Genomic DNA, 20,978 nt, shown 5'->3' on the forward strand with positions numbered 1-20,978 from the left:
CTTACGCTCCAATGTCCGGAACCGAGGAAGATCGCCGCTGGGCGGCAACCAGGATGGCAACGCCGACCAGGTTCATCACCAGCACCACCAGACCGATCTTGAGCGCAAAACTCCCCACGCTCTCCACCGGAATGATCGGAAAGACCGCGACCACGATATACAACAGCGTCATCAACAGGCCGGACAGCGAGGCAACCCGCAGCAGCGGCGAGGGCCGCGGCGTGACGTTCCGCAACCCGAACAACGGGATCGAGAACATCACCACGTATGCCAGCGCGTAGAAGATGCCGCCCGCGTTGAACAGCAGCTGGAACGCTTCCGCTTGCCCGACGCCGACCTGGCTCACCAGCGACAGGACGAACGAGCAGACCGCCACTAGCAGGATCGAGTTCACCGGCGTCCGGTAGCGCGGATGCAGCTTGCTGAACGCCGCCGGTAGCATCCGGTCCCAGCCGGCCACCATCGGGAGCCGCGTGACTGCGGTGAAGCTGACGCTGACCTGCGCCACGCGCATCGCCAGCGTCATCAGGATCGCGATCGTCACCAGTGGCCCCGCAATGCCGAACGGCTCGAAGCCCGCCCGCAGCACCTGCGGCATCGGCCCAATCAGGTCGATCTCATTGGTCGGGACATACGCGACGACCGTCGCCGTGCCGAGGATGAACATGACCGCGATGATCGGGGCGGCGATGTACACCGAGCGACGGATCGCGCTTGCCGGGGCGCGCGTCTCGCCGGCGAGGATCGCCATGTACTCGAAGCCGCCGAGGGCGCCGAATCCCATCTTCCCGAGGATGTTCAGGTTGAGGAGCGACATCTCGGGGAGCTCGGTCCGGAAGGGGTGGAACTCGCCGAGATGTCCGGTCGCCAGCCCGATGAACGGCAACGCGATCAGCACGCCGAAGATGATCAGCATGAAGACGCCGCCGATATTGTGCACCCACTTGCCTACGGCCAGGCCGATGGTTGCCGCCGTGGCCATCAAGGTGAGGATGATCGCCGACGAAAGCGCGACGAACCAGCTGCTCGACGTCATCCACGCCGCACTCGGACCGAGCGCATAGGAGAGGTAGGTCGCGCACTGGATGCCGATCTCCGACGTGAAGACGATCACGTACAGCCAGAGATTCCACGCCAGCAGAAATCCGATCTTCGGATTGAACCCCAGCTTGGCCCACTGATACAACCCACCTTCCAGCGGCATCAACTGGTTCAGGTAGATCACGACCGCTGCCATCGGCAGGTAGAAGAGCACCATGGCGGTCAGCCAGAGCACCACGTGCGACGGTCCGAGCTTCCCCGCCACGCCGATCCAGGTAAGGCCGATGATGAAGAGGATCTGGGTGAGCGCCAGGTCCCGGACGCCAAGCTCCTTCTTGAGCCCGGCGCTGTGCGCCTCGACCCGTGCCTCGTCTTGAGCCAGCGTCATGCCGTGCGCTCCTTGCCGAGCCGATCCCAGAGCCTGGTCCAGGCGGCCAGCCCCTCGTGCAGTCGATGGATGCGGAAGAACTCGTTCGGCGCGTGAAAGTCCTCGTCGCCGGTCGAGAAGGAGAAGAAGACGGTGCCGAGCCCCATGGTGCGCTGGAAGATCTCGGCCACCGGTACCGTGCCGCCCATGCGGACGATCAACGGTGGCGTGCCGTACGTGTCGCGCAACGCGGCCTCAGCCGACGTGAGCGCCGGGTGGTCGCGGGGAATCCGTGCGGCGCGTGCGCCGTGGTCTGCCACCTGCGCGCTGAGCGTGGTTCCCGCCGGGACGTGTGCCTCGAGGTGGCGCATCACCAGCGCCACCACGTCGTCCGGCGACTGATCCGGCACCAGGCGGCAGGTGATCTTGGCGTGCGCCTCCGACGGCACCACCGTCTTCTGCCCCGGCCCCTGATAGCCACCCCACATCCCGTTCACCTCGAGCGTGGGCCGCGTCCACTGCCGCTCGATCGTGGTGTAGCCCGGCTCCCCGACCGCCGCGGGCGCGCCAACCTGCGCCAGGTACGTCGCCTCATCGAACGGCAGCGCGGCAATCTCGGCACGCTCCGCCGCGCTCAGCTCGACCACCTGGTCATAGAACCCGGCCACCGCCACGCGTCCCTCGGCGTCGTGCAGCGAGGCAATCAGCTGCGCCATCGCATGCAACGGATTGGCGACGCTGCCACCATGGCGCCCGGAGTGCAGGTCCTTCGACGCGCCGCGGAGCGTCAGTTCGAGCCCGCAGAGGCCACGGTTGGCAATCGTGATCGACGGTTCGTCGATCCGCCACATCGCGCCGTCGGCGGAGATGACCACGTCGGCGGCGAGCAGGGCGCGGTTCGCCTCGACAAACTCCTCGAGGTGGCTGCTGCCGACCTCTTCCTCACCCTCGAGCATGAACTTCACGTTGAGCGGCAACCGCCCATCCACGGCGAAGAACGCCTCGGCGACCTTGATCGGGATGAACATCGGTCCCTTGTCGTCGGAGATGCCGCGGGCGTAGAGGCGGCCGTCGCGCACCGTCGGCTGGAAGGGTGGCGTGGTCCAGAGCTCAATCGGGTCGACCGGCTGCACATCGTAGTGTCCGTAGACCAGCACGGTCGGCGCACCCTGGGCGCCGAGCCACTCGCCGTAGACGATGCTGTTGCCGGCCGTGGGCATGATCTGCACCGTGAACGGCCCGGCGGCCTGCAACTTGGCGGCGACCCACTCGGCCGCGGCGTGCATGTCGGCGGCATGCGCTGGGTCGGTGCTGACGCTGGGGATGCTGGCAAACTCCACCAGTTCAGCCAGGATCCGGTCGTGCGCCGCGTCGAGGTGCTCGAGCACCGGCATGATGTCTGTCATCGGCCACCATCAATGGAAAGAACCTGTCCCGTCACCCAGCGCGCCGATTCCGAGGCGAAGAAGAGCACCCCCGCGGCGATGTCCTCGACGGTACCGAGTCGCTTCAAGGCGATGCTCTCGACGAGCGCCCGCTGCTTCTCCGGTCCGTACGACTCCCACTGCCGTTCGGTCGTCGGGTTGGAACGGACGAAGCCGGGAGCGACGTTGTTCACGGTGATGCCCCACGGCCCCAACTCATGCGCCAACTGCCGGGTGAGCCCGATCTGCGCCGCCTTCGCCGAGGCGTAGGCCTGGATGCCGGTGAGCGAGATGCCGAGGCCGGCGCCGCTGGAGATGTTGATGATGCGGCCGGACTTCGCCGTTTTCATCCCGGGCGCCACCGCCTGTGCGAAGTGGAAGGCGCCGGTGACGTTCACGTCGAAGATCGCCTGCCACTGTTCGGGGAGAACCTGTTCCAGTGGTTGTCCGACCTGCCCGAGCACGCCGCCGGCGTTGTTCACCAGAACGTGCACGGATCCCGTCGCCTGCGCGGCCTCGGTCGCCAGTCGCTCGACTGCGGGCTTGTCGCGCACGTCGACGACCCGCGCGGTGCAGTCACCACCGGCTGCCCGGCAGAGCCGCTCGGTCTCCATCACTTCGTCCTCGAGCACGTCGCACGCCCAGACGCTGGCGCCGCGCGTGGCGAAGGCGAGCGCAATCGCCCGGCCGAAGCCGTGTGCCGCACCGGTGACGATGGCGGTCCGGCCGCTGAAGTCCTGATTCACGTCGTGAGTGCCTCGAGGTTCTCGCGCGCTTGCGGGCGGGTGCCGCGCTCGATCTCCTGGATCATCGTGACCACCCGCGTCGTCAGCGGCGTGGGCACGCCGGCCGCGGCACCGAGTCGCACCACGATGCCGAGCTGGGCATCGACCTCGGTGGGGCGCTTGCGGATGGCGAGGTCGCGCCAGATGCCGCTGTGCGTCTTGGCCGAGCGGCGGTTGTGGGCGACCAGCGCATCGAGTGATTGCGTCGCGGCATCCGCCGGGGCGTCGGGACGGTAGGCCGCCGGGTCGAAGCCGTCGAACGCCATCGGCTGCACCTGGTGCGCGTCGGCCACGGCAAGCATCTCGCGGGCGATGGCAACGTACACGCCGCGATACTCGGGCATCGCCAGCGCATCGGCGATCGAGTCGTTGGTGAGGGCGGTGACGAACAGCATGGCGCCGTACGCCTCCTTCCCCCAGAGATAGCCCATGATGTTGTCGGTGGCGAAGGCGCGTTCGTCGAAGTCGCGCCAGCCGTCGCGGATGGCCAGCACGCGCGGCGAGATCCGCGCGAGGGCGGGGCCGAATGCCTCACCGACCGTCACGGTCCCCCGGCCGCCGTAGAAGAGCACGCCCGGTTCCAGATAGTCCGCGCCGAAATTGACGAACGCCCCAACGGTGCGCGCCTCGCCCACGACCTCGGCGATGGTCAACTCGTTGAGGCCGTTCTGCGCCGAGACGACGCAGCCATCGTCCGCAAGGTGGGGGAGGAGCGAACGCACCGCGCCGGCGGTATGGTGCGCCTTGGTGGCGAGGATGATCGTATCCCACGTCCCGCGCAGCGTCTCCGGCGTGAAAGCCGGCACCGTCGCGGTGAACTCGGCGATCGGTCCGGTGATCCGGAGCCCGGCGTCGTTGATGGTGGCCACATGGTCGGGGACGTTGTCGACCAGGGTCACCTCGTGCCCGGCCTTGGCCAGGAACGCCCCCATGGTGCCGCCGATCGCCCCAGCTCCCCAGACGAGACAGCGCGTCCGGGGCGCGGTCACGATGGGCCACCCCACGCGCCATCAAGCAGTTCTCGCGTCTCTTCGACGGCGACCTGCCAGAGGGCAAGGACATCCTCATCGGGGCGCTGGTAGAGGCCGCCGTAGTTGCCGTCGGGGATGTAGTCGCGCATCGCGACCGGGTCGAGCATCCGGACCTTGGCGAGGTCGACCATCGGGCGCTGCGTGGTGGGATACTCCACACCCGGAAGCCGCGTCCAGGGGAAGTTCTCCATCCACGAGCCGTGCGAGGCCACCGGGTCGATCGCCTGCACCTTGGCCCAGGTCTTCGGGGCATTCCACCAGTTGTGGAAGAGCACCTTGCAGCCTGGATGATCGGCGGCCCATTCCTGCGCGAACTGCTGCACCGCGCCGTTCCCGCCATGGCCGTTGCAGATCATGATCCGTCGGAAGCCGCTGTGCGCCATCCCGTCGAGAATGTCGCGCACGATGGCGAGGTGGGTCTCGACCCGGATCGAGATCGATCCCGGATACTCCCGGAAGTACGGCGTCACGCCGTACGAGAGCACCGGAAAGACCGGGATGCCGAGCGGTTCGGCCGCGTCAACGGCCACCTTCTCGGGAAGGATGCAGTCGACCGTGAGCCGGAGATAGCTGTGCTGTTCGGTGCTGCCGAGGGGCAAGACGGCGCGGTCGTCGCGCTTGAGATACGCGTCGACCTGCATCCAGTGCATGTCACTGATGCGCATGGGGCGTTGGTTCCGGGGGTTGGTCGGGGTGCGAGGAGAATAGCGCCCCACGAGGCGGAGCGTAAGATACCCGGCCGTCCCGGATTGGTTGCCGCCCCGCATCAGGTCAGGAAGTGCGCAGACGCTCCAGCGCGACGCGCTCAAGCTGCGCGAGTTCGGCGGTGTACACGCGGCGCAGGTACGACGTCGCCAGGATCTTCTCGAACCATCCCAGGATGCCGGGCTTGTCGTATTCGGTCGTGATCGTGACCATGGCAGCGTTCGGTCCGCGCGGCTCGACCAGAAAGGTGGTGACGATGCCGGAGGTGAGCGTCTCCCGCAGCTCCGTCCCCGGCCGCGGCTCGGTGACATCACCGGTGGCGATGTTCAGGCGGCCGAACGCCTTCATCTCGAAGCGGATCTTCGTGCCGGCGCCGCGGCCCCCCTCGAGGACGTCGAGCGCCCCGAAGTACTTGGCCGGGAGGATGTGGGGGTGCCCTGTCCGGTAGTCCGCAATGATGTCGTAGACGGCGGCCGCGGGGGCAGGGATCGGGCGACCTTCCGAGAGGCGAATGTTTGGCATGGCGCGTCAGGGGGTTGAAGGCTGTCGGGACCGCCTCCTCAGGCGGGCTGGGTCTGGGACTCCATTAAGTGTACTGCGCGGGCGTGGGTCAGATCACGACAAGGGGTCGGGCCATCACCAGGTCTCGCTGGTCGTCGTCGCCGAGGGAGAAGGGGAGCTCGCCGACCTCGGCGAAGCCGTACTTGTGGTAGAAGGCGATCGCCCGCGGGTTGTGTTCCCAGACGCCGAGCCAGGCCACGTCGCAGCGGCGCGCCTGCATCAGCCCGAGCGCCGCCTCCATCAACTGCTGGGCGACGCCCTGGCCGTGCCATTCGCTCGCCACGTAGAGTCGCTGGATCTCGCCGGGGGTGTTCGCCGCGACGCACGGCGGTGCCACCTCCCAGCGGAGCTGAGTGAAGCCGATCAGCACGCCGTCTGCCTCAAAGACCAGGGTGGTCATGCGCGGGTCGGCGATCTCCTCGGCCTGGATTGCCTCGCCGTACCGTTCCCGGGTGTGGTGATCCATGTTCTCGGGTGTGTTCATTGGGCCGAATGCCTCGCGAAAGGTGCGCTCGCCGAGGTGGGCGAGTTCACGGGCGTCGCGCGGGGTGGCGTGGCGGATGGTGGGCATGGCGAGCGTGACCTGTCAGCGGGAAATGTCGGGCGTCAGCCGACGCGCGCCCAGAATACGCTGCCCGGGTCATCGCGCGCCACGATGGGCGGCTCGGGGTTGGGCCCCGCTGGTTGCCACCATCATACCCGGCGTTACATTGTACCGATCGTTCCATCGCCTGGAGAGCCAATGCCCCCCGCCGTACTGAGTCGAGATGAAGTCGTCGCCCGCGTGATGGCGGTGGTCCGCCGACAGGGGTACGACGGTGCCTCGCTTTCCGAACTCTCGAAGGCCACCGGTCTCGGCAAGTCGAGCCTCTACCACTACTTCCCCGATGGGAAGGACGACATGGTCGGCGCAGTCGTCAGCCACCTCGATGCTTCCCTCGAGGCGGCGGTGTTCGCGCCGCTCCGCGAGCCTGGCCAGCCAGCGGCCAGGTTGCGCGCCATGAACGAGGTGCTCGAGGGGTTCTATCACGGCGGCCGCGAGGCCTGCGTCCTCGCGATCCTCGGTGTTGGCGATGCCTCCCGCCGCTTCCATCCCCAGGTGAAGAAGATCTTCCGCAGCTGGATCGACGCGATCGCCAGCGCCCTTCGGGACGACGGCCTCCCACGGCACGTAGCCCAGGCGCGCGCCGAGGATGCCGTGGCGCGGATCGAGGGGGCGCTGGTGCTCGCACGCTCGCTCGACGAGCCGGCGATCTTCGGGCGGGCGCTGCAGAGTCTTCCGGACGAACTGCTGCGACGCTGAGGCCGGGCGCCCCTTGCGCGGATTGGGGGCAGTCGGTATTGTACCGAACGATCGGTACAATACCTTTGCCTACTCAGCCACGGAGAAACACCATGTCCCGGATTCAGCCCGTTCTTCCCTCGACCGCCACTGGCTTGCCCGCTGAGCACCTCGCCGCGACCAAGAAGCTCTTCGGGTCGACCCCGAACCTCTTCACGACCGCAGCCCAGTCCCCTGCAACCCTGGCCGCGATGAACGGCTTCTTCGCCTCGCTCGGCAAGGCCCCTCTGGGCGGGAAGGTCGGTGAGCAGGTCGCCATCGCCGTAGCCCAAGCCAATGGCTGCGAGTACTGCCTTTCGGCGCACACCGCCATCGGCGGAATGCATGGCGTCAGTGCCGCCAATCTCGCCTCGGCTCGCCACGGACACTCGGACGACCCGAAGACGCAAGCCGCCATCACGCTGGCGCTCGAGATCGTCCGCACCAAGGGTCGCGTGTCAGATGCGACGCTTGCGGCTGCTCGCACGGCGGGGTTCACTGACGGCGACATCGTGGAGGTGGTGGGCCACGTCGCCCTCAACATTTTCACCAACTATCTGAACAACCTGGCCGAGACCGAAGTGGACTTCCCGCTCGTGGCGATCGAGCAGGCGGCCTAGCCCGATGGCGCTCACCCTCGGCCAGTTGTGGCGTTACCCGGTCAAGTCGATGGCCGGGCAGCAACTTGCCCACGCCACCCTCACCGACCTCGGCGTGCCGGGCGATCGACGGATCTGGGTGCGCGGTCCCGAGGGTGTGCGCACTGCGCGGAGACAATACCAACTGCTCGGATTGCGCGGGACGATCAGCTCTGAGGGCGAGGTGCTGGTCAATGGGCACGCATGGGACTCCCGGGCGGCCGGCGATCTCGTGCGCGCCGCTGCGGGGGAGGACGCCTGGCTCGAACGCGCACCGATGGGCCACCAGTTCGACATCTTGCCGTTGCTGGTGGCCACCGATGGGGCAGTCACCGCATTCGGGCGTGACATTCGGCGACTACGGCCCAATCTTCTGATCAACGGCGTCGAGGGGATGGCCGAGACCACCTGGGAAGGCGCGGAACTCGAGATCGGCGACGCGATCATCGAACTCGACTCGCTCCGCGGACGCTGTCCGATGACGACGGTCGACCCAGACACGATCACCCGGGATCCCGCTGTGCTCAAGGATATCGGACGACGCTTCGGAGGGAAGCTCGCACTCAACGCGGCTGTCGGTCGCGGTGGGAATATCACCGTCGGGGACCCCGTCACCCTTCACCGCAGGAGGTAGCACGCATGCGTCCACCTATCCCCCCGTTCGATATCGCCTCCGCCACGCTCAAGGTGCGCGCCGCGGAGGACGCCTGGAATCGGCGCGACCCCGCCAAGGTCGCGCTCGCCTACACACCGGACAGTCGGTGGCGGAATCGCTCGGAGTTCATCACCGGCCGCGCCGAGATTGAGGCGTTCTTGACGCGGAAGTGGGCCAAGGAACAGGAGTACCGACTGATCAAGGAGCTGTGGGCGGTCACCGGCGATCGCATCGCGGTGCGCTTCGTCTATGAGTGGCGGGACGCCGATGGCCAGTGGTTCCGCTCGCACGGCAACGAGAACTGGCGCTTCGATGCGGAGGGCTACATGGCCGAACGGCACGCGAGCATCAATGACGTGCCGATCAGCGAGGCGGAGCGGAAGTTCCGCTGGGAGCAGGGCGTGCGACCGGCTGACCATCCCGGGTTGAGCGAGCTCGGACTCTGAGCGCCGTCTGGCATGGTGGCGGGTGTTGTCGCTAGGTCGGGGACGATCCGACAGCTGCCCCGAGCGCCAGTTCCACGTCGCCACGCATCGACTCCGGCGTGTCGGTCGGTGCGTAGCGCTTGATCACCGCCCCGTCTCGTCCGACCAGAAACTTCGTGAAGTTCCACTTGATCGCCTCGGTGCCGAGCATGCCGGGCCGCTCCTCCTTCAGCAGGCGGAACAGCGGGTGCGTGTCATCGCCATTGACGTCGATCTTCGCGAACATCGGGAAGGTCACGTCGTAGCTGGTCGAGCAGAAGGTCGTAATGTCGGCCTCGCTCCCGGGTTCCTGCGCGCCGAACTGGTTGCAGGGAAAGCCGAGCACGGTGAGGCCCTGCGGGCCCAGTGCGCGGTGGAGCGCTTCGAGTCCGGCATACTGGGGCGTGAGGCCGCATTCGCTCGCGGTGTTCACGATCAGCAACACCTTCCCGCGGTACTGGGCGAGCGTCTGTTCGGTGCCGTCGATGGTGCGCACGGGAATGTCGTAGAGGGTGGTCATCCCGCAATATCGAGGGGGTGGGGGCCTGCGACCACCCTGGCGCACCGATGTGGAACTCTGGTGGTAGAATTCCAGTCAGGAAGAACTCGAACCAGGGATCTCGATGCGTCGTCCGGCCTGTCTCGCCCTGTTGGTCGCTGCCACCGCGTGCGGCGGTGCCGCTCCTGTTGACCCGGTCCCGCCGCCGCCTCCCCCGCCGGGGAGTGCGACCGGACGTCCGATTTTCACCAGCACCGCCGTGGGGAGCGGCGGTGGCACCATCCGCTATACCAAGGCAGGTGACCCACTCGATGGTTTGTCCATCACGGTGCCCGCGGGGGCGTACACCGGGGCCACGTCGTGGACCCTCGTTGCAGATTCTGCCGCCGTACCGTCCTTGCCGACCGGTTTTTCCCAGGTCGGGCCGACGCTGCTGATCGGGAACGGGCAGGGATACGCCAGCAGCAACATGACGCTCACGATGCCGATGCAACTGGCCGCGACCGAGACGGTGGCACCCTTCTACTTTGACCCCGCCACCAACACCCTCGAAGGGATTCCGATCGTTGCCGCCACGGAGAACTCCGTGACGCTTGCCACCAAGCATTTCAGCGCCAGCCAGATGGCCATTCCCGGGAGCGGCCCCTCGCTCGGCACGGCGCCGGCATCGCTCAGGCAAGCATTCGGCGATATCCATATCGTGTGGGTCAAGACCACCACGGCCTCACTGGTCGGCAGCTGGAGCTCCACGTTCCGCCCCGGTGTGGACGACTGGGAATTCACCAACTATGGCGATTTTGTCGGGCCGGGTGGCGACTGCGAAGGTATGAGCATCACGGCGATGTTTTATCACTATTACTTCCATCCCACCGCCGCGGGGAAGGGGCTGTATCACCAGTTCGACACCACCCTGGTGAATCAATGGGACAACATCCAGGGGATCCGCTTCGCGGGTGGTGTTCAGGGTGACTACGAGGAGATCTGGGATTCCGGCGTCCGCCAACTGTACACGCTCATCGAGCAGGGAATCGCGGCCGGCATCCAGACGAAATTTCTGACCTCCACCTGGATTCTCCTCACCCTCAAGCTGACCCAGCAACCGGTCTTGATGGCCTTGCAGGGCACGAGCGGCGGGCACCGGGTCGTGGCCTATGCCGCGACCTTCGACGGCACAAAGACGGTGGTGTCGTTCGCCGATCCGAATGACCCTGGCGTCGCCAGGACCATGAACTTCGTCTCGGGCGTCGCGACGCCGGTCTCAATGCAGCAGAATGTCAGCAGCCCGGCGACGGCCTACGGGAAGGTCTGGGCCCTCGGCGTCACGGCGGAAGTCCCGCTTCGGCAAATCAATGCTCGGTGGCAAGAGTTTGTCGCGCGAACCTCAAGCAGGGACCGCTATCCCGCGACGTACCAGTTGGAGGATTCGCTCACCGTGGATCAGAGCTGGGCGCGCGTGGTGCCAGGTGACACGGTCTGGACCGGACAAGGACTCACCGTGCGCTTCATGTGCAGCGCGTGTACGGTGCGCGCTGTGGCCGGCACCGACCAGCAATTCGTCTACTTCTGGGAGGAGGACGGTAGCAGGCCAGTCTCCTCGCTTAACATTCCCGACGGCTTCTCCACCTACTTGATGGTGTTCAAGGCGCTCTCGCCGTATCCCGCGAGCGACCCCGGGCAGCTCGGTTTCGTCGACGTCCAGAAGATGACGGTCGGATATCACGTGCTGACCGTCACGGCGCCCGCTGGAATCACCGGGGCCGTTCCCGCCAAGCTGACGGCTCACCCAGGCGTCCTGGCCAGGGCGCAGTCGATCTATGTCTGGCAGTTCAACGATGGGACCACCCCCGCCACGGTGACGGTCACCGGCGATAGCACGGTGACGCATGCCTTTCCCGTTGGTGGGCCCTATACGGTGTCTGTCACCATGCGTGACCCGGTCCGCGCACCAGCCGCGACCGGCTTCGGGACGGCCACCGTGCCGGTCACGGCGGCGCCCACCAACTTCGCCTGGCGGTTCACGTCGGCCACGCTGGTCTCGTCGCAGTTGCCGCCTGGTGGCATCGGCAGCGAGAAGTCCGACACGACGATCTTCAACCTGTTCAACGGCTGGAGCCAGAGTCTCACGAGCACGCCACAGAACTCGTTGCTCTTCCTGTACAACGTTCCCAGTCCGGCATGTCGCGCGCTCTATCTGGAGCAGTTCCCTCCAGGACAATATGCCCCCGTCCTCGATTCCTCCTTCTCGGGTGTGCTCAAGGCATTCCTCGGCTCCGACTGTCCGCCAGACCCCTCGTACATTTGGTCGTTGACGATGGGGACGCTCGGGAGCGGGACGCTGATCGCCTCGGCCGTGAACATTCCGCAGCCGGATGAGATTTCGCTCCCAGGTGGTTCGCTGAATGCCACGATGTCAGGGCTCACGCTCACCGGCACGCTGATCTGGCCCGTGCGATACAGCAGTGGCCTTGCATACCACACCTTCAGTTTCCAGGCGACGCGGGTGTTGCCCCCTCCGTAAGGCGGATGCGCGCTCGGGGCCAAGGTGTGCTCCAGTGCGCTTCAGGCTCGCGCCTTCTCCGCCACCTCCGGCTCGATTCCGGCGCGCCCCTCCCTCAGTCGTCCGGCCAGATGCGCTGCTCGGATCCGGACGCGCCAAAGGTGAATCGCATGCTGGCCCAGCCCGATACCGCGCAGCCCTGGTACAAGGCAGGCACGAAAATGAGGTCGCGGCTGAACTTCCTGAGTTTGCGCACGAATCCAGAGTCGGGCATCCCTGTCACGATCGTGCTGTCGACCTTCCCACGTCGATCGACTCGCATCGTCAACGTGACCAACGAATCGAGGTACTTCTTCGGTGGTTGCCCCTTGATGATGACCATGGAACGCACGTAGGGTTTCCAGTACACGCCGCGTGTCGTGTCGCCCGGAGCCGGCAGGAAGACCTCTGTGCACTCCACCTCCGGCCGACGCGGCGGTCGTTCGCCCGTTTGCACGACCAATTGCCCTGATGCGGGAGTGGCCACAGTGAGCAACGCCGCCAGGGCGAGAAGAAGCCGAGTCATCTGGTACTCCGAGGGTGGTGCCTACAATCCTGGCTGCAGGGGTCGGTCGCGCGCCACTGCGCGCGCGGCCCGATTATCATTGCCTCCTTCTCCAAACCCTTTCCCGAGACTGTCATGACCGCTCCTGCGCTGAACGCGACCAACCTGGGCTGCTCCATCACCTGCACCGACCTCGCGGCCTCGATCCGCTTCTACCGCGATGCCATCGGGTTCGCCGTGGCGCAGCAATTCGAGAACGAGGGGAAGGTCGTCGCCGCCGTGATCGTCGCCGGCAACATCCAGATCGTTCTCAACCAGGACGACGGCAAGCTCGGCTGGGACCGGATCAAGGGGCAGGGCTGCTACCTGCAGATCAACGTCCCGACCTACGCCGACGTCGACAGCACGGCCGAGCGGATCAAGGCCAACGGCGGAACGCTGCTGAGCGAGCCGGCCGATCGCCCGTGGGGCGCGCGGATGTTCCAGTTCAAGGATCCCGACGGCTTCAAGCTCGGGGTGTCGACGCCGCTGGTGGCGTAGGCCCGACGGACCGCTAGAGCCGAACGCCCTGGGGTGCGGTGAACGTCGGATCCTCGACGTTCCCCGTGTTCCGGGTCGCGGCGGGCTCGAAGATCAGCACCTCGACCTCCTCGTCCGCGACCGTGCGGTGTTCCACGCCGCGCGGTACCACGAGGAACTCGCCGGGACCGAGCTCCACCACGCTGTTCCGGAACTCGACCAGGAAATGGCCGCGCACGCCGAGGAAGAGCTCGTCCTCGTGGTCGTGCTGGTGCCACACGAACGTTCCCTTGAACTTCGCGAGCTTGACCTCCTGCCCGTTCAGTTCGCCGACGACCTTGGGGCGCCAATGCTCTGTGATCAGGGCGAACTTCTCGGCGAGGTTGACCTTGTCCATCGTCCCTCCCAGATGCGCACGTGGCGCTCGGCCTGCGGTGGTCGTCCCAACCTCCGCTCAGAACCAGCGACGCACCCGCGCGCGATACGCTCGGTAGTCCTCGCCGAAGAGTCGCTCGAGATAGCGTTCCTCGCGATGGATCACCCCCACCTGCATCACCGCCAGCACCACCGGCAGGGCAAGCAGTGGCCAGACGCTGTTCCGCCAGACCGCGATGCCGAGATAGCAGAGCGTGAAGCCGACATACATCGGGTTCCGCGAGAAGCGATACGGCCCGACTGTCACCAGCGCCTTGGTCGGCTTCCAGGGCTCGGGATGGGTGCGTGCCTTCCGGAAGGCGAGCACGGCCGGGAGTGCAATGAAGCCGAGGAGTACCAGCACGAGCGCACCCGGCATCGTGGCGCGTCCGGCGACGAGCGGCCACGGCGACCAGCGGTTGAGCAGCAGGCCTGCCAGCAGCGGGACGCCGTAGATGAGCGGCGGCGGGGCGATCACTCCGGCGGTCCTGGCGCGCGGGGTGTCTGGCGTGTGCGTCCCGGAGGACATCAGTCGTTCACACGCCCGACGGATCAGCCTGCCCTGCAGCGAGGTAGATCCATGTCGCCTGACTCCTTGGCGGGCATCCTGCAAAGTGCTCAGGATCCACCATGACCGAAATGCCCTTCGACGATCAGTGGATGCAGCCCTGATCCGGAATGCTGACCCAGACCTTCCGCGACGAGCGTCACGCCGATGAGGAGCAGGAAGCTCAGGGCCAGCATCTTGACCGTGGGATGCCGGTCCACAAAGCCGCTGATCGCGTCTGCGAAGAAGATCATGAACGAAATGGCAATCAGCAGCGCCGTGATCGCATCTGAGGTCGCGCTGGCGGCATCGACAAAGCGCTGAACGACCACTGCGGGAGTCGGCACGGCGAGCAGCATGATCTGGATGCCGCTTCCTCAAGGAGGGCGCCCCGAGCGGACATGGCGCCTTCATCGCCGCAGTCATCGGGTTCGCGGATATCGGCGTGCGGTTCGCGAGCAGGAAGAGACCGGCCGCGAGCAGGATCAGGTCCGTCCGGTGGTCACTGCACCGGCACTGGTGAAGAGCGGGGCCGTCAGCTTGATGATCCACGCCAGCGAAAAGAGCAGCGCGACCCGCGAAATGACGGCGAGCAGGAGGCCAAGGCGCCGCGCCTTCGATTGCTGGCTCGCCGGCAACTTGGACGCGAGGATGCTGATGAAGACCAGATTGTCGATCCCCAGCACGACCTCAAGCGCCGTCAGGGTCCCGAGTGCGATCCATGCCTGCGGGTCAGTCAGCCATTCCATTCGCCGACGTCGGCGCGCGCCGCAGCCTTCACGCCGCGCGGCGAGGTGGCGATCGCTGAAAGCGTGCATGGCATCGTCGCGCGGTGACCGATGTCAGCGCCGGGACGGGGCTGTTACGGCGCCTTCCCGTCCAGCACCCATGCGCGGCGGATCAACCCGCCCTGCACGAGGTACATCCAGGTTGCCTGTGTCCGTTCCGGCGGCCCGCCCGTGAAGTGCTCCTGGTCGATAACCAGGTTGCCCTCGACGATCCTCGGCTGCACCGTGATGCGCCAACCGGGCGGCATGGGCGGCAGCGACCGGGCGTAGCGGGCGCGGATGCTGTCGCGCCCCTGCGCGATGATCTGACCACCCGGAAAGCGCTCGAAGACGGCGTCCGGCGCGACCAGCAGTGCCATCGCATTCGCGTCGCGCGCATTGGCCGCATCGACGAAGCGCTGCACGACCACCTCTGGCGTCGGCACGGCGGCCTGTTGTGCTGACGCGTTCCCGGCGAGGGAGGGCAAGGAGTGCCGTGCTGCGACAGAGTGCAGTCATCTGCGTGGTGGGGTTGGGCATCTCGTTCCTCAGGCGTGGTTAGTCGAGCCGGACAAATTCCATCTCCCAGTTCACTTCCCAGGTGACGCCGCCGTCGACCGAGAAGGCCTGATCCCAACGGGGATGGCCCTCGGGTGAGATGCGCCAGCTGAAGCGGATTCGAACAGGCACACCGTTGAGCGAATCCTCCGCGAAGAACAGGCCCACGCCATCGGAAAAGCGACCAACCACCGGCGTGTCGAGTGCCCCCGGGAAACGGCCGTCGAGCCACCAGATCGACCAGGTGCCCGCGGCCGGGTCAAACGAGCGAAGCGCCACCGCGCGGTAGCTCCCCGTCGGCAGGAAGAGCTGATTGTCCTCGACGTTGCCGAAGCCGCCCAGCGTCTTCTGCGTCGATGACAGTCCGTCGAAGGTCTCCCACTCGGTACACCCGGCCAGGCGCGCCTTGAGACGGCGATGATGGACGTGCCAGTCGCCGATGACGAAATCGAAATCCGTTGGAGCGGAGGGGTCGAGCGGTAGCGACATGAGAACCCCAGGGAGGGAGCGCTGCAGGGAGGGCCCAGTCGAGGCCCGCGCGTGATGCTGGAATTCTAATGCGCGCGGACCACGGCGTGACGCCACTACATCGTGGAGGCCAATCGCTCCGACAGGACGTCCATTTTGGTCCCAACCTGATGGAGCAGCTGCGCCCCGGGCGCGCCCCGCTGCTGCATCAGGCCGTACCAGAGGTGCCACGGGCCGACCCCCTCGCGGCGGCGGGCGTCCGCCTCCGCCGTGGCGGCCGCGATCGCCGCCTCGGCGCCGGCATCAAGCTGCAGCCCCTCGCTCCGGAGCGGATCCGCGTCGGGGAGGAGCCTCGTGCCGATCAACGCGCGCAGCCGCGGCATGTCGGCGCCGGTGCCGAGGAGGAATGAGAGGAAGGCACCATCGCGGAGGCGGAGCACACCGACGAGCAGGTGTTCTGTGGTGATCGCCGGCTGCGCCTGCCGCGCCGCATCGTCCGCGGCCAGTTGCAGCACACGGACCGCCATCTCGTCCATCGGCGGCGGCGACTGCCTGGTGGCATCGATCTCGGCCAGGATCTCCTCGAGGGTCCCTGCTCCGCAGATCGCCAGGAGTTGACGCACGTCGTCGGATGTCGGGTCGTGGAAGTACTGGACGTGTCCGCGGGCCGTCGCGCGCGCCGAGCCGTGCCCCGGCCAGTCGTGATCGAGATCGGCTCCGCGGCGCACGAGATATTCGGCGAGCGGGACCATCAGGTTCCCCACCGCCTCGCGGAGCAGCGGCCACTGGAACGGCGAGTGGTCGATCGGGAAACCCGCGTCAAGGAGTGCATCCATCGCCGTCCATCGCTGGTTCCATCCGGCGATCTGGAACGCCTCGTACATGATCTCGAGGTCGTCCGCGTCGTGGTGGGGAGGGAGGTGACCCTGGTGCAGTCCCATCGCCACCGGATCAGGGCGATTGAGCCGTCCCTCCGGGGTGAGCCGCCCCTTGCCGGCGATGAAGCGCTTGACGCCGGCGACGTCGCCGAGGCCCGCAGCGATCCAGAGGGCGCGCCGTGGCGTGACCCGTGCGGCGATGACATCGACCGCCGCTGGGTTCCGGAAGCGGGCGATCGCATGCTCGAGGATCGGAATGCTGTTCGGGGGCAGCCAGTCGGGGTCGGCGCCGCGATCGAGGCACCACTGCACCGTCTCGGCGAGGAGGCCGGCGTGTGTGTGGGTGCCATCGAGCGGCCAGCCGAGGAGCTGTTCGTTGAGCTCGCGCTGGATGTCGACGCCGCGCGCGGCGAGCAGGTCGGTGACGCGTCGCGCGTCGGGGGTCGTCGCGTTGCGCTCGGCGCGGAGTGCCATCGTCCCCAAGGTGTTGCGCCACTCGCGATCCGTCACCGACGGGGTGAGCAGCTCCGGGTAGGCGTCGAGGATCGCCGAGAGGGCCGCGGCGTCGTGCTGCTGAATCGCCTGCCCCGCCTGCGCTCGTGGGCCACTCTCTCGATCCCACACGTTCTTGTCGTTGCGCCGCCGCGATTCGTCGCCACGTGCGATCAACTCCTCCCAGCTGGCCCGACGATAGCGCCGCGCGACGACGAGTCGCGCCTCGTCGATCGTGATGGGGGTCGCGAGGATCTCCGGGAGCGGCCGCGCGAAGAAGCGCGGGACGAAGTGGGCGAGCTCTCGCGCGGCAATGACGTCGCCGCGCTCGTGTCGGGTGACCACGTTCCTGGCCCGCGCCTCGAAGCGTGCGAGGCCGTCGTCGGCAACGTTGAATCGCGGGGCATGGCGATGCCGTTCGAGTACTTCGAAGTACTCAATCATCCTCGGCCAACTCGTGAAGCCGTATTCGCGTGCGATCACGTGCTGCACGTCGGCCAACTGGAGCGCCTCGACGCCGGTGTCGCGCAGGGCGGCGGGATGGGCCGCCTGCACGCGACGCAACGCGTCGGGGTCGCCGGCATGCAACTGCTTGAGGAGCGCCTTGGCCTGCTTGCGCTCGTACTCGAGATGCGGAGTGGCGGGGAGCGGGCGGGCGCTGTGCGCGATCGGGTCAGCGCGCCTGGGGCTGGTGCCGGACATGGGATCTCCTTTCGTGGTGACCCGTGTCCGCCAGATGGGTCCGAAAAGAGGATGAGTTGTCGGGGTGCTGCGGGACTGCGACGACATCGGAGGGGACCATCCCTTCCCGCGGACCGGAGGCGCTCCGACCAGCGCCTTCGATCAAGCTAGCACGCGGGCCGGAATCGCGGAAGCGAGGTGGCTTCAGGTGCGCAGTCCCAGCCAGATTGCGCTCCTGCGAGATGGGAATCGTGGTGCAGCATGGCCACCTCCTCGCGAAGCAGCGTGTGGGACGATGTCCATGGGATGGTGCACGCGAGGCGTGCGACGAGACGGACCATGCCACGTCCCTAGAGAGCAGCCCCTCCCGTCCAACGTGTTCTGGCCGCGATCGGGCCGCAGCTCCACCACTACTCTCCTGTGAGTCAGCCCGTGCCCTCTGCTGCCCTCCCCTCGCCTCACGCTCCCCTGCATGCCGACGTCCGCCTGCTGGGGCAGCTCCTCGGTACCACGCTTCGTGAACAGGAAGGCGATGCGCTCTATGCGACCGTCGAGCGCGTCCGGGCCATGGCCAAGGCGGTCCGCGCCGGACAGGTGGCGCGTGAGGAGCTTAGCCGCACGCTCCAAGGCCTCTCGGCCATGGACTCGCTGACGATCGCCCGCGCGCTTGCCCACTTTCTGGGCCTCGCCAACATCGCCGAACAACACCATCGCATCCGACGCCGACGCGACTACCAGCGGGCGCCGGAGCAGGGTCCCCAGCGGGGGTCGCTGGCCGAGAGCCTCCCGAGGCTGCGCGCCGCCGGTATGCGCGCCGACGCCTTGCACGCGGCGGTGGAGTCGCTGCAGGTGGAACTGGTCCTCACGGCGCACCCGACCGAAGTGGTGCGACGCACGGTGCGACGCGCGTATCGACGGATCGCTGACCACCTCGACCAGAGAGATCGACCAGACCTCACCCCGCTCGAGCAGGAGGAGGTGCTCCGGGGTCTCGCCGCAGAAATCACCGCGCTATGGCTCACCAATGAAGTCCGCCGTGAGGCACCGACGCCTTTCGAGGAAGTGAAGTGGGGGTTGGTCGCATTCGAACAGACCCTGTGGGACGCGTTACCCCGCTCGCTCCGTGAACTCGATCGCGTGCTTCAGGCGGCCACGGGGGCAGGATTGTCGCTTGATGCCGCCCCGCTCCGCTTCGGTAGCTGGATCGGTGGCGATCGTGACGGCAACCCCAACGTCACTCCGCTGGTGACTGCCCAGGCAGTGATGCTGGCCCGGTGGATGGCAACGGACCTCTATCGGCGGGAGCTCCAGGCGCTTCGCGGTGAACTCTCGATGCAGCGGGCGAACGATGAGCTGCGTGCCGTCGTGGGCGACGCGCCGGAGCCCTATCGCGCGCTGCTCAAGCCCGTGGTTGCCCGCCTGCTCGCGATGCGAGATCGCATGACCACGTTGCTTGACTCCGGCGCCCCCTTTGAGCCGGCGGATGCCGACTACCCCGATGCCGAGGCGCTCGCGGAACCGCTCCGGCTCTGCTACCGCTCCTTGTACGAGTCGGGTGCCGGCCGGATCGCGGACGGTCGCCTGCTCGACATCCTGAGACGGATTCCGAGCTTTGGCATCTCGCTCGCACGGCTCGACCTGCGGCAGGAAGCCAGTCGTCATACCGACGCGCTCACCGCGATCACCCAGGCGGCCGGGCTGGGCTCCTACGCCGACTGGGACGAGTCGACGCGGCAGGAGTTCCTGCGCGCAGAGCTGAGCGGGGAGGCGTCCGTCATCGCCGGCGCGTTCGTCAACGGCGCGACTTACACACCGGAGATCACCGACGTCCTCGACGCCGTGCGCACGGCCGCCACCCTCCCGCGCGATGCGCTGGGCGCCTACGTGATCTCCATGGCGGCCCATCCCTCCGACGTGCTCGCGGTGCGCGCGTTGCAGGAGGGGGCCGGGCTCACACCACCGCTCCGTGTGGTGCCGCTCTTCGAGACGGTGGACGATCTTCAACACGCCGCCACGGTCATCGATGGGCTGCTGGTGCTGCCGTGGTATCGCGAACGGGTGGGCCCGACGATCGAGGTGATGGTCGGTTACTCCGATTCCGCGAAGGATGGGGGTCGGCTTGCGGCGGCATGGGAACTCTACGCGGCGCAGGAGCGGCTCGTGACCGTCGCCGAGCGGCACGGGGTACGGCTCACCCTCTTTCACGGCCGCGGCGGCTCGGTCGGGCGAGGTGGAGGTCCGACACACCTGGCGATTCAGTCGCAACCCGCTGGCTCGGTCAACGGCACGATTCGCGTCACCGAGCAAGGCGAGATGGTGGACGCCAAGTTTGGCCTGCCAGCGATCGCGGACCGCACCCTTGAGGTGTATACCACGGCCACCTTGGAAGCCTCGTTGCACCCCGCCGTCGCAATCCCCGAGGCGTGGCGGCTGCGGATGCAAGCGCTCGCCGACACCTCGCGGGCACATTTCCGCAGCATCGTCTACGACATGCCGGAATTCATCGACTACTTCCACGCCGCGACGCCTGAAGGGGAATTGGCCCATCTGCGGACCGGGAGTCGGCCGGCACGTCGGCGTGGCAACGGCGGCGTCAAGTCACTCCGTGCAATCCCCTGGGTCTTCGCATGGACGCAGACGCGCTTGCAGCTTGCCTCATGGCTCGGCGTGGGGGCCGCGCTCGATCAAGCCCTGGCAGCGGGGCACGCCGATGAGCTCCGGGCCATGTATCTGGAGTGGCCATTCTTCCGCTCGACCCTCGACCTCATCGCAATGGTCGTGGCAAAGTCGTCCCCGGAGATCGCAGCGCAATACGATGCCGCCCTGGTGCCCGCGCCGCTGCAGCCGCTCGGCGTGGCCCTGCGCGAGGATCTGGCACGCACCGAGCGCGTCCTGCGGGAGGTCACCGGGCATTCGCAGCTCCTCGAGGAGAACCCCGTGTTGCGCCGCTCGATTGATGTGCGGAACCCGTACGTCGACCCCATCAACCTGGTGCAAATCGAGGTGCTGCGCCGGTTGCGGGAAGCTGGGGCCGACCCGGCGCTATTCGAAGCATTTCTGATCACCGTGAACGGCGTGGCGGCGGGAATGCGGAATACGGGGTAAGGCCGCAGGGGCACCGC

At 67.1% G+C, this 20,978-nt stretch carries 23 protein-coding genes; 7 read left to right on the forward strand and 16 right to left on the reverse strand.

Annotation, left to right across the window (positions count from 1 at the left end; all coding sequences use genetic code 11):
• Position 1 precedes the first annotated feature (1 nt).
• From IPP98_03810 to IPP98_03840, 7 genes are all read right to left on the reverse strand, one after another.
• Complete coding sequence (locus tag IPP98_03810; protein MBL0178237.1) at positions 2-1,429, reverse strand: APC family permease; 1,428 nt, start codon at positions 1,427-1,429, stop codon at positions 2-4.
• A complete protein-coding gene (locus IPP98_03815) occupies positions 1,426-2,814 on the reverse strand; it encodes a dipeptidase (GenBank protein MBL0178238.1) in 1,389 nt (462 codons plus the stop codon). Before IPP98_03815 ends, IPP98_03810 begins: the two co-directional genes overlap by 4 nt.
• Positions 2,811-3,578, reverse strand: coding sequence for a glucose 1-dehydrogenase (locus tag IPP98_03820; GenBank protein ID MBL0178239.1), 768 nt, complete (start codon positions 3,576-3,578; stop codon positions 2,811-2,813). Before IPP98_03820 ends, IPP98_03815 begins: the two co-directional genes overlap by 4 nt.
• Complete coding sequence (locus IPP98_03825) at positions 3,575-4,549, reverse strand: ketopantoate reductase family protein (protein ID MBL0178240.1); 975 nt, start codon at positions 4,547-4,549, stop codon at positions 3,575-3,577. The genes IPP98_03820 and IPP98_03825 overlap by 4 nt, the downstream gene beginning before the upstream one ends.
• A gap of 53 nt (positions 4,550-4,602) precedes the next feature.
• Positions 4,603-5,313 (reverse strand): creatininase family protein, encoded by a 711-nt coding sequence (locus IPP98_03830; protein ID MBL0178241.1) that lies wholly within the window; start codon positions 5,311-5,313, stop codon positions 4,603-4,605.
• 106 nt (positions 5,314-5,419) lie between these two features.
• Complete coding sequence (locus tag IPP98_03835) at positions 5,420-5,875, reverse strand: SRPBCC family protein (GenBank protein ID MBL0178242.1); 456 nt, start codon at positions 5,873-5,875, stop codon at positions 5,420-5,422.
• A gap of 88 nt (positions 5,876-5,963) precedes the next feature.
• Positions 5,964-6,485: a GNAT family N-acetyltransferase gene (locus tag IPP98_03840; protein MBL0178243.1), complete on the reverse strand. Its 522-nt coding sequence runs from the start codon at positions 6,483-6,485 to the stop codon at positions 5,964-5,966.
• 171 nt (positions 6,486-6,656) lie between these two features.
• On the opposite strand from IPP98_03840, the gene IPP98_03845 reads away from it, so the two are divergent.
• The 4 genes from IPP98_03845 to IPP98_03860 all read left to right on the forward strand — a co-directional run bounded on the left by IPP98_03845 (position 6,657) and on the right by IPP98_03860 (position 8,974).
• The gene (locus tag IPP98_03845) at positions 6,657-7,217 is read left to right on the forward strand and encodes a TetR/AcrR family transcriptional regulator (protein MBL0178244.1); all 561 of its coding nucleotides are present in this window, start codon (positions 6,657-6,659) and stop codon (positions 7,215-7,217) included.
• Between the two features lie 92 nt (positions 7,218-7,309).
• Positions 7,310-7,855: a carboxymuconolactone decarboxylase family protein gene (locus IPP98_03850; GenBank protein ID MBL0178245.1), complete on the forward strand. Its 546-nt coding sequence runs from the start codon at positions 7,310-7,312 to the stop codon at positions 7,853-7,855.
• Positions 7,856-7,859: 4 nt separating this feature from the next.
• A complete protein-coding gene (locus IPP98_03855; protein ID MBL0178246.1) occupies positions 7,860-8,507 on the forward strand; it encodes an MOSC domain-containing protein in 648 nt (215 codons plus the stop codon).
• 5 nt (positions 8,508-8,512) lie between these two features.
• Positions 8,513-8,974 carry a nuclear transport factor 2 family protein gene (locus IPP98_03860; GenBank protein MBL0178247.1) on the forward strand — a complete coding sequence of 154 codons (462 nt, stop codon included), beginning with the start codon at positions 8,513-8,515 and terminating at the stop codon, positions 8,972-8,974.
• Between the two features lie 31 nt (positions 8,975-9,005).
• Here IPP98_03860 and IPP98_03865 read toward each other — a convergent pair whose 3' ends face one another.
• A complete protein-coding gene (locus IPP98_03865; protein MBL0178248.1) occupies positions 9,006-9,512 on the reverse strand; it encodes a glutathione peroxidase in 507 nt (168 codons plus the stop codon).
• 103 nt (positions 9,513-9,615) lie between these two features.
• Between IPP98_03865 and IPP98_03870 the strand changes: the two genes are divergently transcribed.
• The gene (locus tag IPP98_03870) at positions 9,616-12,009 is read left to right on the forward strand and encodes a PKD domain-containing protein (protein ID MBL0178249.1); all 2,394 of its coding nucleotides are present in this window, start codon (positions 9,616-9,618) and stop codon (positions 12,007-12,009) included.
• Between the two features lie 94 nt (positions 12,010-12,103).
• Here IPP98_03870 and IPP98_03875 read toward each other — a convergent pair whose 3' ends face one another.
• On the reverse strand, positions 12,104-12,553 hold the full coding sequence (locus tag IPP98_03875; protein ID MBL0178250.1) for a hypothetical protein: 450 nt from the start codon (positions 12,551-12,553) through the stop codon (positions 12,104-12,106).
• A 114-nt stretch (positions 12,554-12,667) separates the two neighbouring features.
• Here IPP98_03875 and IPP98_03880 point away from each other — a divergent pair, with 114 nt between their 5' ends.
• Complete coding sequence (locus IPP98_03880; protein ID MBL0178251.1) at positions 12,668-13,072, forward strand: VOC family protein; 405 nt, start codon at positions 12,668-12,670, stop codon at positions 13,070-13,072.
• A 13-nt stretch (positions 13,073-13,085) separates the two neighbouring features.
• Here the strand turns inward: IPP98_03880 and IPP98_03885 are convergent, their stop codons facing one another.
• The 7 genes from IPP98_03885 to IPP98_03915 form a co-directional block, all read right to left on the reverse strand.
• On the reverse strand, positions 13,086-13,448 hold the full coding sequence (locus tag IPP98_03885; protein MBL0178252.1) for a cupin domain-containing protein: 363 nt from the start codon (positions 13,446-13,448) through the stop codon (positions 13,086-13,088).
• Positions 13,449-13,505: 57 nt separating this feature from the next.
• Positions 13,506-13,994 carry a phosphatidylethanolamine N-methyltransferase family protein gene (locus tag IPP98_03890; GenBank protein MBL0178253.1) on the reverse strand — a complete coding sequence of 163 codons (489 nt, stop codon included), beginning with the start codon at positions 13,992-13,994 and terminating at the stop codon, positions 13,506-13,508.
• Positions 13,995-14,083: 89 nt separating this feature from the next.
• On the reverse strand, positions 14,084-14,371 hold the full coding sequence (locus tag IPP98_03895; GenBank protein ID MBL0178254.1) for a hypothetical protein: 288 nt from the start codon (positions 14,369-14,371) through the stop codon (positions 14,084-14,086).
• Between the two features lie 126 nt (positions 14,372-14,497).
• A complete protein-coding gene (locus tag IPP98_03900; GenBank protein ID MBL0178255.1) occupies positions 14,498-14,761 on the reverse strand; it encodes a hypothetical protein in 264 nt (87 codons plus the stop codon).
• A 113-nt stretch (positions 14,762-14,874) separates the two neighbouring features.
• Positions 14,875-15,267 carry a nuclear transport factor 2 family protein gene (locus IPP98_03905; GenBank protein ID MBL0178256.1) on the reverse strand — a complete coding sequence of 131 codons (393 nt, stop codon included), beginning with the start codon at positions 15,265-15,267 and terminating at the stop codon, positions 14,875-14,877.
• Positions 15,268-15,337: 70 nt separating this feature from the next.
• Positions 15,338-15,826, reverse strand: a complete 489-nt coding sequence (locus tag IPP98_03910; GenBank protein ID MBL0178257.1) for a DUF1579 domain-containing protein — start codon at positions 15,824-15,826, stop codon at positions 15,338-15,340.
• A gap of 95 nt (positions 15,827-15,921) precedes the next feature.
• Positions 15,922-17,877: a hypothetical protein gene (locus IPP98_03915; GenBank protein ID MBL0178258.1), complete on the reverse strand. Its 1,956-nt coding sequence runs from the start codon at positions 17,875-17,877 to the stop codon at positions 15,922-15,924.
• 411 nt (positions 17,878-18,288) lie between these two features.
• On the opposite strand from IPP98_03915, the gene ppc reads away from it, so the two are divergent.
• Positions 18,289-20,961, forward strand: a complete 2,673-nt coding sequence (ppc, locus tag IPP98_03920; protein MBL0178259.1) for a phosphoenolpyruvate carboxylase — start codon at positions 18,289-18,291, stop codon at positions 20,959-20,961.
• Positions 20,962-20,978 lie beyond the last annotated feature (17 nt).

The sequence above is a fragment of the Gemmatimonadota bacterium genome, from assembly GCA_016720805.1.
In the GTDB taxonomy this organism is placed as follows: domain Bacteria; phylum Gemmatimonadota; class Gemmatimonadetes; order Gemmatimonadales; family GWC2-71-9; genus Palsa-1233.